Below are 13648 nucleotides of genomic sequence, written 5' to 3'. Positions count from 1 at the left end.
GCCGCGGTCCACTGGACCGCGGCCCCCACCGCGTGCGTCGTCGGCCTCGCGTCCGGCGTCCTCGAACGCCCCCGCCTCACTCCGGACTCGGGGAAGCGGAGGGCCCGGCCGGACTCTCAGGGAAACAGGGCGATACCGACCAGGATCAGCAGAATGATGGCGGCGATGAGCGCGGCCATGGCCCACGGGCCGCGGTGCTTCATCGGCCTCTTGGCCTTCCCGCCGCGTGGCCGGTCCTCCGGCAGCGTGGGGTGGGCGGGGCGGTCTCGTGCGTAGAAGTCGTCGTCGCGCAGGTCGCTCATGGCTCTTCCTCCGTTCCGCTCCGGGGAACATGGGGCCGGGCCGTCCGGTCACCCCGGGCACCCGGGGCTCGTGCGCCGGTCGCCTCTTCACGTGTACGCGAGTTCCCGTCCTGAGCTGCGGCAATCACCCCCGGTCGACGGGCCGGACTCCGTAACCCGGCACGTCTGCCGTACGGCTCCACGGGTACCCGGCATGCATTCGTCCGGGCCCGGCTTCTGCGCCCGGTACGCACGCAGGTGAAAGGAGCGGACCGCCATGAGGGCTGTGACCTGGCAGGGCAAACGGAACGTGAGCGTGGAGTCCGTCCCGGATCCGACGATCAAGGAGTCCACGGACGCCGTCGTCCGGATCACCTCCACCGGGCTGTGCGGCTCCGACCTCCACCTCTACGAGGTGTTCACGCCCTTCATGACGCCGGGCGACATCCTGGGCCACGAACCCATGGGCATCGTCGAGGAGACCGGCGCGGACGTCACCGGACTCAGGCCCGGAGACCGGGTCGTGGTGCCCTTCCAGATCGCCTGCGGACACTGCTGGATGTGCGACTCGGGCCTGCCGACCCAGTGCGAGACCACCCAGGTCGCCGACCAGGGCATGGGCGCAGCGCTCTTCGGCTACACCAAGCTGTACGGCGCGGTGCCCGGGGGACAGGCCGAGTATCTGCGGGTGCCGCAGGCCCAGTTCGGACCCATCAAGGTCCCCGAAGGACCCGCCGATGACCGCTTCGTGTACCTCTCCGACGTCCTGCCCACCGCCTGGCAGGCCGTGCGCTACGCCGACATCCCGCCCGGCGGTTCCGTCGCCGTGCTCGGCCTCGGCCCGATCGGCGACATGTGCTGCCGGATCGCGCTGCACCAGGGCGCGGGCAAGGTCTTCGGCGTCGACCTCGTCCCCGAGCGCCTGCGCCGGGTACGTGAACGCGGCGTCGACACCTTCGACCTCTCGGAGTTCGACGGCGGCAGCGGCCTGGTCGAGGCCATCCGCGACCGTACGGACGGACGCGGGCCCGACTGCGTGATCGACGCCGTCGGCGCAGAGGCCCACGGCAGCCCGCTGGGCCGTATGGCGCAACAGGCCACCGGCGTACTGCCGCGCGCCTGGGCGTCCCGGCTCGCGGAGAAGGCGGGCACGGACCGGCTGGCCGCGCTGCGGACCGCCATCGACCTGGTGCGGCGCGGCGGGACCATCTCCCTGAGCGGCGTCTACGGCGGCGCGGCCGACCCGCTGCCGATGCTGACCATGTTCGACAAGCAGATCCAGCTGCGGATGGGCCAGGCCAACGTTCGCCGCTGGGTCGACGACCTGCTGCCGCTGCTCACCGACGACGACCCGCTCGGCGTGGACGACTTCGCCACCCACCATCTGCCGCTGAACGACGCGCCCCACGCGTACGAGATCTTCCAGCACAAGGAGGACGACGCCGTGAAGATCCTCATGCAACCGTGAACGCGGAGCGCAGGGCTGGGTCCCCTCGCTCGGCTTGCCGCGTCATTGCCTCTCCGGAACCATTCAGTAGCGGAAAGTAATGTTCGTGTAGCCGGAATTTATCCCGGCAGATGAAAGGTTGGCATTTACATCGAGCTACGGCTCCCTGTGACGAAACGAGCTCCGGCTCCCGACGACCGCAAGCGGATCACCCGGTCCGCGATCCAGCAGCGAGGCACCGTGAACCAGCACACCCCCGAGCAGCCCGCCGACACCGTCGCCCGACTGCGCGCCACCTTCCGCTCCGGCCGCACCAAGCCCGTCGAATGGCGCACGGCTCAGCTGCGCCGCCTGCGCGAGATGCTCACCACGGACGGCGCCGACCTCGCCGCCGCCCTCCACGCCGACCTGGGCAAGAGCTCCACCGAGGCCTTCCGCACGGAGATCGACTTCACCGTCCGGGAGATCGACCACACCCTGGAGCACCTCGAGGGCTGGCTGCATCCCGAGTCCGCCCCGGTTCCGACGCACCTCGGTGCCGACGCGACAGCCTGGACGCAGTACGACCCGCTCGGCGTCGTCCTCGTCATCGCGCCGTGGAACTATCCGGCGCAGCTGCTGCTCACCCCGCTGCTCGGCGCTCTGGCAGCGGGCAACGTGGTCGTCGTCAAGCCCAGCGAGATGGCCCCCGCCACCTCCACCGCCCTGGCCCGGATGCTGCCCCAGTACCTCGACACCGACGCGGTCGCCGTCGTCGAGGGCGGCATCCCCGAGACCACCGCCCTGCTGGCGGAGCGGTTCGACCACATCTTCTACACCGGTAACGGCGCGGTCGGCCGCATCGTGATGCGCGCCGCCGCCGAGCACCTCACCCCGGTCACCCTCGAACTGGGCGGCAAGTCCCCGGCGTTCGTCGACGGCGACGCCGACCTGAGCGTGGTCGCCGACCGCCTCGTCCGCGGCAAGTTCCTCAACGCCGGACAGACCTGCGTCGCCCCCGACTACGTCCTCACCGACCCGGCGACCGCCCGCGCCCTGGAGCCCCTGTTCACCAAGGCCGTCGAGGCGCTCTACGGGTCCGAGCCGCAGACGTCCGCCGAATACGGGCGCATCGTCAACGAGCGGCACTTCGACCGTCTCGTGGGCCTGCTCGACTCCGGGCGCGTCGTCACCGGCGGCGACAGCGACCGGGCCGCCAAGTACATCGCGCCGACCGTGCTGGCCGACGTCGACCCCAAGGCGCCCGTCATGCGGGAGGAGATCTTCGGCCCCGTCCTCCCCATCGTCACCGTCTCCGGCCTCGACGAAGCCATCGAGTTCATCAACGACCGCGACAAGCCCCTGGCTTTCTACGTCTTCACCGACTCGGACACCACCCGTCGGCGCCTGGCGGCCGAGACCTCCTCCGGCGGCCTCGGCTTCGGCCTGCCGCTCGCCCATCTCACCGTCTCCGACCTGCCGTTCGGCGGCGTCGGCGAGAGCGGCATGGGCAACTACCACGGCCGCTACTCCATCGAGACGTTCAGCCACCGCAAGGCGATCCTGGCCAAGCCGCTGGCGTGACGATCCGCTGACGTGCCATGGCCTCCTCCTGAGACCCGGGGGGAGGCCATGGCACCTTGGCCGATCCGTGGCCGAAATGGGCCGGGCCCGACCCCGGTTCACCCGAACGTGCGGCAGTCACGACGGCACGACGTGGTGACCTGAATACCTGGATACCTTGTCGTGGTGCGGCGGATCGGCGAGTTCACCGTGGAACGGCGGCTCGGCGCCGGTGGCATGGGACTGGTGTACCTGGCGCGGAGTGCTGCCGGGCGGCAGGTGGCGGTAAAGGTGATCCGCCCCGAGTACGCCGACGACCCGCACTTCCGAGCCCGGTTCCGGTACGAGGTGGCGGCGGCGCGCAAGGTGAGCGGCGCCTTCACGGCCTCAGTGGTGGACGCAGACCCGGACGGCGACCCGCCCTGGCTTGCCACACAGTACGTACTCGGAGAATCGCTGGCCGCGCGCGTGCAGTCCGGTGGCCCGCTGCCCGTCACCGATATCGCCCGACTGGCGGGCCAGTTGGCGGAGGCGCTCCGCGACATCCACCGACAGGGCATCGTGCACCGGGACTTGAAGCCGGCCAACGTCCTGCTCGCCGACGACGGTGTGCGGGTGATCGACTTCGGCATCGCCCGATCCGTCGCGCAGAGCCGGGCGTTGACACGCAGCGGCTCCATGGTGGGCACCCCCGCCTTCATGGCACCCGAGCAGCTCAACGGGCCGCAGCGCATCGCCCCGGCCACGGACGTGTTCGCGCTGGGCTGCGTACTGGCCTTCGCGGCCCTTGGCCGCAGTCCCTTCGAAGACCCCGAGTCGGCGGGCCTGGAGCCGATCGCGGTCGCCTTCGCCGTGGTGCACAAGGAACCGGACCTGGCCGGAGTACCCGGTCCGTTGCGCGCACTGGTGGCCCGCTGTCTGGCCAAGGACCCCGGCCGACGACCCGGCGTGGACGAAGTGCTGCACCTGGCGGCCCGGGTCGAAGAGGGCAGGAGCGACACCGAGACGCAGCGTCCGACACCGCGCCTCCGAGCGGGGCGAACCCTCACGGTCGCTTTGGCCGTGCTCGCGGCCCTGCTGCTCCCTGGCGACGCATCGCGGTCGTCGTCCGGCGGCACGCCCTGCGCCGCCGGCCTGCGCGGCATCGGGGACGGACGGATGCGCAGCTGCGTCGGGCTGCTGGATGACGCAGCCCCGCCGACGGGACTCCTGCGGACCTCGAGCAGGCCCCTGACGCCCGCGCTGAAGCGCATCGCCGCGGAGAACCGTCGCGTGATGGCAGCCGCCGCCAAGCCGGGCGGACGGCCGTTCGTGTCCGTCGTGTACCTGACGCCGATCACAGCGGAGTACGACGGCACCGCCCTGATGGAGTCCGTCGAGCACGATCTGGAGGGCGCCTACCTCGCCCAGCGCAGCGCGAACCAGGAGTCCGGGGACGGCAGCGGCGCCCGCATCAGGGTGCTGTTCGCCCAGACCGGCGGCACCGCCGAGCAGCGGGAGTACACGGTCGGGCAGGTACTCGGCCACCGGCGCGCCCAGCGCATCGTGGCAGCGGTCGGCCTGGGCGGCAGCACCGCCTCCAGCCAGGACATGGTCGGAGAGCTCACGGCCGGCGGCCTGCCCGCCTTCGCGTCGGTGCTCACCGCGGACTCCTGGGCGGGCACTCCGGGCCTTGTCCGGGTCGCGCCCGCCAACGCCGACCAGGCGGCCGCCGCCGTACGGTTCCTGTCGACAGGCACCCGCGAACGCGCCCGGATCCTCATCGTCCAGGACGCCGCCACGGGCGACCAGTACACCAGCACCCTGGCCACGCAGTTCCGCAGCCGCGTGCCGGCCGGTCGGCTCGTCGACCCGGAGCCGATCCTGTTCGACTCCTCGCGCTCCGGTCTGACCGACGACTTCCGGTTCCGGCTCCGTGAAGTGTGCAGAGCGCGCCCGGACGTCATCTACTTCGCGGGCCGCGGCACCTCGCTGCCACCCTTCCTGACCGCGCTCGCCGACCGCCCGTGCCACGGCGTCCGGCTGACCGTGCTCTCCGGCGACGACGCCATGATGGTCACGCACACCGAGGGCTTCGGCTCCCGCCAGTTGGCCGCGATCCTGGGCGCGAGCGGCATCGACCTCATCTACACCGGTCTCGCCCACCCCGGCGCCTGGGACGTGGCGCCCCGCGCGTTCGACGAAGATGCCGTCGCCCCGTTCCGCGACGGCACCTTCGTCGCCGCGTTCGCGCACAGCAGCCTGGAGGACGGGCGGGCGATCATGATGTACGACGCCCTGCTGACCGCCGCCCGGGCCGTCCGCAAGGCTCCGGTGGTGCCCAACCCGACGGCAACGGACGTCTACCGGACACTGACCGAGCTGCGCAGGAAGCGGGACGCGCCCGGCGCGAGCGGCTGGATCACCATCGGCCGCGACGGCGGCCCCCTCGACAAGACCATCCCGATCCTCCGGATCGATCCCGCGGGCCGGACCACCACCATCGAGGTCACCTCGGCAGAGCCGGTCGGGCAGCCGTGATCACAGGAAAGGCGTGGCCGCTTGCAGGCACGGTACGGTCCTGCCATGCCCCGAACAGCCGAGACCGGCCCTTCCCCGTCCGCCGTCACCCCAGACGACCTCGACCGCGCCGTACAGCTCGCTGTGGCAGTCCTTCGCAAGGCGCCCCCGGCCGCGTGGGACGCCAAGGCCGGTTCGCTGGAATGGGACTGCTGGGAGACCGTCGAGCACCTCAGTGACGACCTGTTCGCCTACGCCGCACAACTGGGCCCCAAAGCACCACCCTTGGACGGCGAGGTGCCCTTCGTGTGGGAGAGCCGGCGGCCCGGTGGACCGGCGAACGTCATTCACGCGGACCGTGGGTCCGGCCCCGCCGGCCTGTTGCAGGTGCTGGAGGCGAGCGGCGGGCTGCTGATCGCCATGGTGCGTACGACGCCGCCGCAGATCCGCGCCCACCACGGCTTCGGCATCTCCGATCCCGAGGGCTTCGCCGCGATGGGAATCGTGGAGACCCTGGTGCACACGTACGACCTGGCCCAAGGGCTCGGCCTCGCCTGGAGTCCACCCGCGGATCTGTGCGCGCGCGTGCTCGCCCGACTGTTCCCGAACGCCCCCGAATCCACGGACCCCTGGCCCACCCTGCTCTGGGCCACCGGACGCGCTGAACTGCCCGGACACCCACGCCTGACGACATGGCGCTGGGACGGCACGGTCCGGGCGTAGGGCGCGCCGGGCCTCCCGCGAGGACGCCGACAGCTGTAGGCAGGCAGCGAACGGCCCCCGAAAACTAGTCGTAGAAGAAGAGCTGGAGATCCTCGACGGACCCGGGCCCGACGAGGAAGCCCTCGGCCCTGGCGATCTCACCCTCCGGCGGCGTCCCACCGCCGCTCAGAAACTGCTTCATCCACTGCTCGCCCTGCTCACCGACCGCGTAGATGCCGGACAGCAACTCGGCCATGCCCGCAGGGTGCGCGGGGCTGCGTCCGGCGACGGGCCGCAGCTCCCACCCGCCCGCCCGTGCCGCCAACCGCAGCACCCCGGCCCAGTTGGCGATCCGGCCGATGCGCACGTGCCACGAGTCCTCGGTCAACGGCGCCGTTCTCCCACCGTGCAGGGCGTTGGTGGCGGCAGTGATGTCCGCCAACACCTGCCGTTCCAGGGCGTTTCGGACCCAGCGCCCTTCCTGGGCTTCCTCGACGGCGGCGGACCACCACTCCCATGCGCCGTCGAACCGGCCCGCGAACGTATCCACGCCGTCAGGTTCGCACGCGCTGCGCCGACTGCCTTCAGCAGTCGGAGATCAGTGGAGGGCCGACCCGCCGAGATCCTTCCCGCCAGGGCGTTGTCAGTGGTGGGAGGCAGGATGTCTGTCATGACGACACACGCAGCAGTGATCATGGACGCCGCCGCCTACGCGCAAGCCGTCCAGGACGCCGTGAACGCGGCAGCGGCCTACTACGCGAGCGGCACCTCGCCGATGGACGACGACGCCTACGACCGGCTGGTGCGCGGGATCGCCGGGTGGGAGGCCGACCACCCCGATCAGATACTGCCCGATTCGCCGACGGGGAAGGTGGCCGGCGGCGCGATCGAGGGCGATGTCCCGCACACGGTGGCGATGCTCAGCCTGGACAACGTGTTCTCTCCTGAGGAGTTCACCGCATGGACGGTGTCCCTGGCCCGGCGCGTCGGCCATGACGTCACCGCGTTCAGCGTGGAGCCCAAGCTCGACGGACTGGCGATCGCCGCCCGCTACAGCCGTGGCCGCCTCACCCGGCTGATCACCCGCGGCGACGGGACAGCAGGCGAGGACGTGTCGCACGCGATCGGCACCATCGAGGGCCTGCCCGAGACCCTGGCCGAACCGGTCACCGTAGAGGTGCGGGGCGAAGTCCTCATGACGGCCGCCCAGTTCGAGAACGCCAACGAGGTGCGCACCGCACACGGCGGACAGCCGTTCGCCAACCCGCGCAACGCGGCCGCGGGCACACTGAGGGCGAGAGAACGCGCCTACACGGTGGAGATGACCTTCTTCGGCTACGGCCTGCTGCCCCTGCCGGACACGGACGCGGTACTCGCGGCGCGGCTGAGAGGACTCCCGCACAGTGACTTGATGGCCCAGGCCGCCAAGTACGGGGTGCACACCACCGCGTCGACCGCCGTCCCGGGCGTGGTCGCCGATACGGCGGAGGGGGTGCTGGCCAGGATGGAGGAGATCGCCGCGCTGCGGGCGGAGCTGCCCTTCGGCATCGACGGCATCGTCATCAAGGCCGACCTCGCCGCCGACCAGCAGGCGGCCGGATCCGGGTCCCGGGCGCCGCGCTGGGCGATCGCCTACAAGCTGCCCGCCGTGGAGAAGATCACCCGGCTGATGGCGGTGGAGTGGAATGTCGGCCGAACCGGCATCATCGCCCCACGTGCGGTCCTCGAGCCGGTCCAGATCGACGGGTCCACCATCACGTACGCCACGCTGCACAACCCGGGCGACATCACCCGCCGCGATCTGCGCCTGGGCGACCATGTGATGGTCCACCGGGCAGGCGACGTCATCCCCCGTATCGAAGCCCCGGTCGCCCACCTGCGCACCGGCGACGAACAGCCCATCGTCTTCCCCGAGGTGTGCCCGCGCTGCGGGTCGGGCATCGACACCAGCGAACAACGCTGGCGCTGCGTCAACGGCCGCAACTGCCACCTGGTCGCCTCCCTCGCCTACGCCGCCGGCCGAGACCAGCTCGACATCGAAGGCCTCGGCGGCACGCGTGTCGTCCAACTCGTCGAGGCGGGACTGGTCGCCGACCTCGCCGATCTGTTCACCCTCACCCGCGAGCAACTGCTCGGGCTGGAGCGGATGGGGGAGACCAGCACCGACAACCTGCTCGCCGCCATCGCCGCGGCCAAGGGGCAGCCCCTGTCCCGCGTGCTGTGCGCGCTCGGCGTCCGCGGCACGGGCCGGTCGATGTCGCGCCGCATCGCCCGCCACTTCGCCACGATGGAGCACCTCCGTGCCGCCGACGCCGGGGCCATCCAGCAGGTCGAGGGCATCGGCACCGAGAAGGCCCCGTCCATCGTCGCCGAGCTCGCCGAGCTCGCCCCCCTCATCGACAAGCTCGCCGCGGCCGGGGTGAACATGACCGAGCCCGGAGCCACGCCACCCGCCGCCGAGGACAGCGACAGTGCCGAAGACGAAAAGGGGGAGGGCGGGCCGCTCGCGGGGATGACGGTCGTGGTCACCGGCGCGATGACGGGCCCTCTGGAAAAGCTCAGCCGCAACCAGATGAACGAGCTCATCGAGCGAGCCGGCGGGCGCTCCTCCTCCAGTGTCTCGAAGAAGACCAGCCTCGTGGTCGCCGGAGAGGGAGCCGGATCGAAGCGTGCCAAGGCCGAAACCCTCGGCATCCGACTGGCCACCCCCGACGAGTTCGCCACCCTCGTCACCGACCACCTCGAGTGACCCCGCCTGAACGCCACTTCCGGGTGTTGCTTGCCCACTCATCGGCTCGCACGTGAGTGTGCGGCTTCGGTGATGGCGTCAACGGCGGCGGTGTTCAGGGCGCCATGTTGCGGGCGACGCGGAATCCCACGTCGTCGATCCGGAGGGTCGGATGGCTCCGGCGCCGCACCGACGCCCGGCAGCTCCAGTGCTCGTCGAACCATCCGCCGCCGCGCAGCACCCGGTAACTGCCGTACACCTCGGCGTCGTAGACGTCCCAGCACCACTCCCACACATTGCCGAGCATGTCGTACAGCCCCCATGTGTTGGGCAGTTTGCCACCCACGGTGTGCAGCCGTTCGTCCGAGTTGCCGCGATGCCAGGCGATGTCGTCGAGCTTCCCGTATCGGGCATCGGTCGTGCCTGCGCGGCAGGCGTGTTCCCATTCGGCCTCGGTCGGCAGCCGGTAGCCGTCTGCGGACGCGTCCCACTCGATGCGTTCGTCGCCTGCACGGCCTTCGAAGCCGTCAGGGGACTGGTAGACGGGGGTCAACCCCTCTTGTGCGGACAGGGCGTTGCAGAACCGGACCGCGTCCCACCAGGAAACGCCCTCGACGGGCAGCAGATCGCCCTGCACACCGCTCGGGCGCTCGCCGGTGACCTGTATGTACTGCGACTGGGTGACCGGGTACGCCGCGAGGCGGTAAGCCGTCAGCTCGGTCGACCAACTGCGCTGGGTTCGCCGGTCCGAGAGGGTCGCCTGTCCCGCCGGGACGCTGATCATCCTGCTGTCCGTGTGCACGTCCATGAGGCTGAGATCGTACGGGAGCAACGGTCCCGAGGCCCCGGAACCGACCACCGGGTCAGGCGGTTCACAGTGGTCTCGTGCGGTCCGGGTGCACCGATCGGTAGTTCCAGGGCCGCCCGCTGGGCTCGCACGCGTCGAACGGCAATCTCTCCTGGTGAGCCCCGTTCCCTTGATGTCAGGGCCATGCCATCATGACGCGCCATCCTGTGTTCGCCCGTTCGTCCCGCCGTTCACCGGCGCCCCACGGAAGGACCTCGTGATCCAGATGCCGACCTCTCGCCCCTTGCTCGTCGCCACCGCCGCGGGTGCGGCCCTGGCCGGCGTGCTCATCGCCCCGGCCCCGGCCCGGTCCGCCGACGGCCCACCGGCCGGCGCCTACTACGTGCAGAGCGCGACCACCGGTCTCAACGCCGCGGACAACGGGGGAGCGGTGGAACAGCACAGCCCCAAGGGCAACGAGGACCACCAGCAGTGGACGCTGCGCGCCAGTGGATCCTCGTACGTCCTGGAGAGCACCGACACGGCGGGCAGTTGCCTCGGCCGCTCCGGTGACCAGGCCAGAACCGTGGTCTGCTCCGGAGGTGACGCGGCCTGGGAGCTGGCGCCGACCGCTCCCGACCAGTACACGCTCAAGGCCCCCGGCACGGACCGCTACTTGACGGTGGGAGCCAAACCGTCCGGCTCGAACTACCCCGCCCCACTCACCATCGGGTCGGCCGGCAACCTGGCCTCCTGGTACCTCACCCCCGTCACCCCCGCGACCAACCCCATGCCCGCCCCGGACCAACGCACCCTGGACCAGGTCACGTTCCTCACCGCACACAACGCCTACGCGAACGGAGTCGACGGCGGCTTCGCCCCGCCCTTCGTGAACCTGGTGCCGAACCAGACACGCGGCGTCAACCAGCAACTGGCCGACGGCGTACGCGGATTCATGCTGGACATCCACCAGACGCCGGACGGCGCCATCCTCTGCCACAACAGCTGCACCCTGGTCAGCAAGCCGGTCGCACTGTGGGTGGACCTCCAGCGCATGGTGGACTTCCTCAAGCAGCACCCGGACCAGTTCGTCACCGTCTTCCTGGAGGACTACGTCGACCCCGGCGTCCTGCGCGCGGAGCTCGCCCGAGTCAGCGGTCTGTCCGACGTGCTCTACCGCCCCGACAAGACGGGTGTACGGCAGAACGGCTGGCCCAGGCTGGCCGACCTGATCGCGGCCGACCACCGCCTGCTCCTCTTCACGGATCACAGTCGTTCCTCCGACGAGTCCGCCGGCCTCACCCGGGACAGCTTCGGCGTGATGTACCAACGCGAGTGGACGGTGGAGAACTACTGGTCCATGGGTTCGGGCCTCGGCTCCTCCGACTGGGCCTGCTACAGCCGCTGGTACGACGCCAGCACCACCCTCCCGCTCACCCGCACCGAACCCGGCTTCCGCCCGCTGTTCGTCATGAACCACTTCCGCGACGTGACGATCAGCTCCACCGCCACGACGGACAACACCAAACTCGCCGACCGGGCCCGCCGGTTCTGCCAGCCGGCCGCCCGCAAGAAGCCGAACTTCCTCGCGGTGGACCGCTACGACCTCGGTGACCCGGCAGCGGCCGTCAACACCTTGAACACCTACACCTATCCGTAGACCGGGGGCAGGGCTTGGCAAGAGTTCGGAAAGCGCCGGGGAAGTGAGGACGTGAGGGCGCCCGTGAGGTGCCTCCGGTCAGGCACGATAGGCGTGTGACTTATGCGGTGACCGTGGAAGTGGGCCTTCCCGTTGATGCCCCGGAACTCGACGCGCTTCAACGGGAAGGCGTGGTCCTTCTCCTGCGCAGGGGCCTTGATTCGATCGAAGGCATCGAGGGGCCCGACGGGATGGAAGTCGACCTGCTGGACGATGTCGTCGCCGTCCATCCCGGCGGTGCTCTGCTGAAGCTCTTCGTCGACGCCCCGGCACTGGAGTTCGCCGAGGACGCCGCTCGTGAGGTCATCGCGGTGCTCCTGGAGCGAACCGAACTGCTCGACGACTGGGAGATCACCCGGTGCGAGGTGGAACTGCACCCCGATCTCCTGCAGGAGAGCCTCGACGCGGCCGACGGCCCGGACGCGCCACCGGCTGATCCGGCGGAGCGCGCACGACGTCACGCGGACGCCAAGGCGTCCTCTGGGGCGAGCGGCCTCGATGACGGCGAAGTCGAGGACATGCGACGCCAGTTGAGATCCCTCGCGGCGCGCCTGGAAGCCTTCCCCCTGGAGTCCTTCGGTTACTCGGACGACGAGGAGAAGCGCGTCGTCGGCAGGGAGACGGCGGAGGTCGCAGCCGGCGCCCTCGTCTACGCGATCGATCTCCTGGTGGACGAACTGTTCGGGGACCTGGCCGGCCTGGAGGAGGACGGACCGACTCTCGCCGAGAGCGACGGGGCGTTCATGGTCCTGGAGGACCTGCCCCCGCAGTTCGCCCTCCACTACACGGTGCTCTTCGTCCGACGCCTGATCGTCACTGCCGTAGCGCTGACCGGGCGCCTCACCCAGCCGCACTTCGGCCGGTTGAACTGCGTGGCCGAAGAGGTCCTGCTGCGTCTCCTTCTCACCGACGCGGAGGTGACGGCCGATACCTACGGGCTGTTGACCGATGAGCTCCGCACGGCCTGGGAGGTGTTCGCCGACGAGGTGTACGACGACATGGACCATGCGTGGCTGTACGAGCCCGCCGCCGAAGGCATCGACAACGACCCGGCCCTCGCGCAGTTGGGCATCGCCCCCATGGGAGTCGAGAACTGGTTCACTCCCTTCAGCGAGGAGCGACACGTCCATCCGTATGCCGCGAACGCCGACGAGGGGCCATGGGACGACCCCGAGTGAACCGACCGATCCAGGCGTTAATCGGTCGCGGCGGGGGCCAAGCGCTGTTAGCTTGCCGCAGTGGATCTCTTCTCACACTCTTGGACGGCGCTGCGCACCACGGTCGCCGCACTCACGGACCAGGACTTCGAGCGGCCGTCCGGCTGCACCGGTTGGCTGGTGCGGGACCTGGTGTGCCACCTCGTCATCGACGCGCAGGACGTCCTGATCACCCTCGTGACCCCCGCGGACACGGAACCGACCAGGGACGCGGTGACCTACTGGGACATCGTCGACACCCCGACCGGCGATGACCCGCTCGACGCGCTGACCGTCCGGCTGGCCGCCGCCTACGGTGACCCGGCGCTGCTCAAGTTCCACCTCGACGACGTAGGGTCGGCCGCCGGACGCGCCGCCGAACTCGCGGATCCGGGCGCCCGGGTGAGCACCCGCGATCAGGTGCTCACCGTGGGCGACTACCTCTCCGCGTACGTCATGGAGTGGACGCTGCACCATCTCGACCTGATCGCTCACCTTCCCGACGCGGCCGAGCCGCCCGCCGAGGGCCTGGTCGCAGCGCGCGCGATGCTGGAGAAGATCGCCGGCGCCGCGTTCCCCACGTCGTTCTCCGACAAGGACGCGCTGCTGATCGGCACCGGTCGCAGGGTTGCGACCGACGCGGAGAACAGCGAACTCGCTCGCGGTGAGTGGGCCGAGAGGCTGCCACTCGTCCTCGGCTGAGGTGGTCAGTGAGCTCTTTCGGCTTCGCGCAGGGCATACGGCGCACGCTGGTGCGACGGGAGCAT

11 protein-coding genes are annotated in these 13648 nt (G+C 70.4%); 8 read left to right on the top strand and 3 right to left on the bottom strand.

Annotation, left to right across the window (positions count from 1 at the left end; translation table 11 throughout):
* Positions 1-116 precede the first annotated feature (116 nt).
* Entirely contained in the window at positions 117-302 is a 186-nt protein-coding gene (locus ABZS97_RS32455) for a hypothetical protein (RefSeq protein WP_356143545.1), read from the bottom strand.
* Positions 303-558: 256 nt separating this feature from the next.
* Between ABZS97_RS32455 and ABZS97_RS32450 the strand changes: the two genes are divergently transcribed.
* From ABZS97_RS32450 to ABZS97_RS32435, 4 genes are all read left to right on the top strand, one after another.
* Complete coding sequence (locus ABZS97_RS32450) at positions 559-1749, top strand: alcohol dehydrogenase catalytic domain-containing protein (protein ID WP_356143543.1); 1191 nt, start codon at positions 559-561, stop codon at positions 1747-1749.
* A 201-nt stretch (positions 1750-1950) separates the two neighbouring features.
* A complete protein-coding gene (locus ABZS97_RS32445; RefSeq protein ID WP_356143550.1) occupies positions 1951-3291 on the top strand; it encodes an aldehyde dehydrogenase family protein in 1341 nt (446 codons plus the stop codon).
* 165 nt (positions 3292-3456) lie between these two features.
* Positions 3457-5790, top strand: coding sequence for a bifunctional serine/threonine-protein kinase/ABC transporter substrate-binding protein (locus tag ABZS97_RS32440; RefSeq protein ID WP_356143541.1), 2334 nt, complete (start codon positions 3457-3459; stop codon positions 5788-5790).
* A 45-nt stretch (positions 5791-5835) separates the two neighbouring features.
* Positions 5836-6492, top strand: a complete 657-nt coding sequence (locus tag ABZS97_RS32435; protein WP_356143539.1) for a maleylpyruvate isomerase N-terminal domain-containing protein — start codon at positions 5836-5838, stop codon at positions 6490-6492.
* 64 nt (positions 6493-6556) lie between these two features.
* Here ABZS97_RS32435 and ABZS97_RS32430 read toward each other — a convergent pair whose 3' ends face one another.
* Positions 6557-7021: a hypothetical protein gene (locus ABZS97_RS32430; protein WP_356143537.1), complete on the bottom strand. Its 465-nt coding sequence runs from the start codon at positions 7019-7021 to the stop codon at positions 6557-6559.
* Between the two features lie 120 nt (positions 7022-7141).
* Here ABZS97_RS32430 and ligA point away from each other — a divergent pair, with 120 nt between their 5' ends.
* Positions 7142-9220 carry an NAD-dependent DNA ligase LigA gene (gene ligA, locus ABZS97_RS32425; protein WP_356143535.1) on the top strand — a complete coding sequence of 693 codons (2079 nt, stop codon included), beginning with the start codon at positions 7142-7144 and terminating at the stop codon, positions 9218-9220.
* Between the two features lie 94 nt (positions 9221-9314).
* Here ligA and ABZS97_RS32420 read toward each other — a convergent pair whose 3' ends face one another.
* Positions 9315-10007: an SUMF1/EgtB/PvdO family nonheme iron enzyme gene (locus tag ABZS97_RS32420; protein ID WP_356143533.1), complete on the bottom strand. Its 693-nt coding sequence runs from the start codon at positions 10005-10007 to the stop codon at positions 9315-9317.
* 265 nt (positions 10008-10272) lie between these two features.
* Here ABZS97_RS32420 and ABZS97_RS32415 point away from each other — a divergent pair, with 265 nt between their 5' ends.
* From ABZS97_RS32415 to ABZS97_RS32405, 3 genes are all read left to right on the top strand, one after another.
* A complete protein-coding gene (locus tag ABZS97_RS32415; RefSeq protein ID WP_356143531.1) occupies positions 10273-11646 on the top strand; it encodes a phospholipase in 1374 nt (457 codons plus the stop codon).
* Between the two features lie 95 nt (positions 11647-11741).
* Positions 11742-12863: a hypothetical protein gene (locus ABZS97_RS32410; protein WP_356143529.1), complete on the top strand. Its 1122-nt coding sequence runs from the start codon at positions 11742-11744 to the stop codon at positions 12861-12863.
* Positions 12864-12923: 60 nt separating this feature from the next.
* Positions 12924-13583, top strand: a complete 660-nt coding sequence (locus ABZS97_RS32405) for a maleylpyruvate isomerase N-terminal domain-containing protein (protein ID WP_356143527.1) — start codon at positions 12924-12926, stop codon at positions 13581-13583.
* The last annotated feature ends 65 nt before the right edge of the window (positions 13584-13648 follow it).

Source organism: Streptomyces sp. NPDC005485, assembly GCF_040606085.1.
Classification (GTDB): Bacteria; Actinomycetota; Actinomycetes; order Streptomycetales; family Streptomycetaceae; genus Streptomyces.
This window is presented reverse-complemented; position numbering and strand designations above follow the sequence as displayed.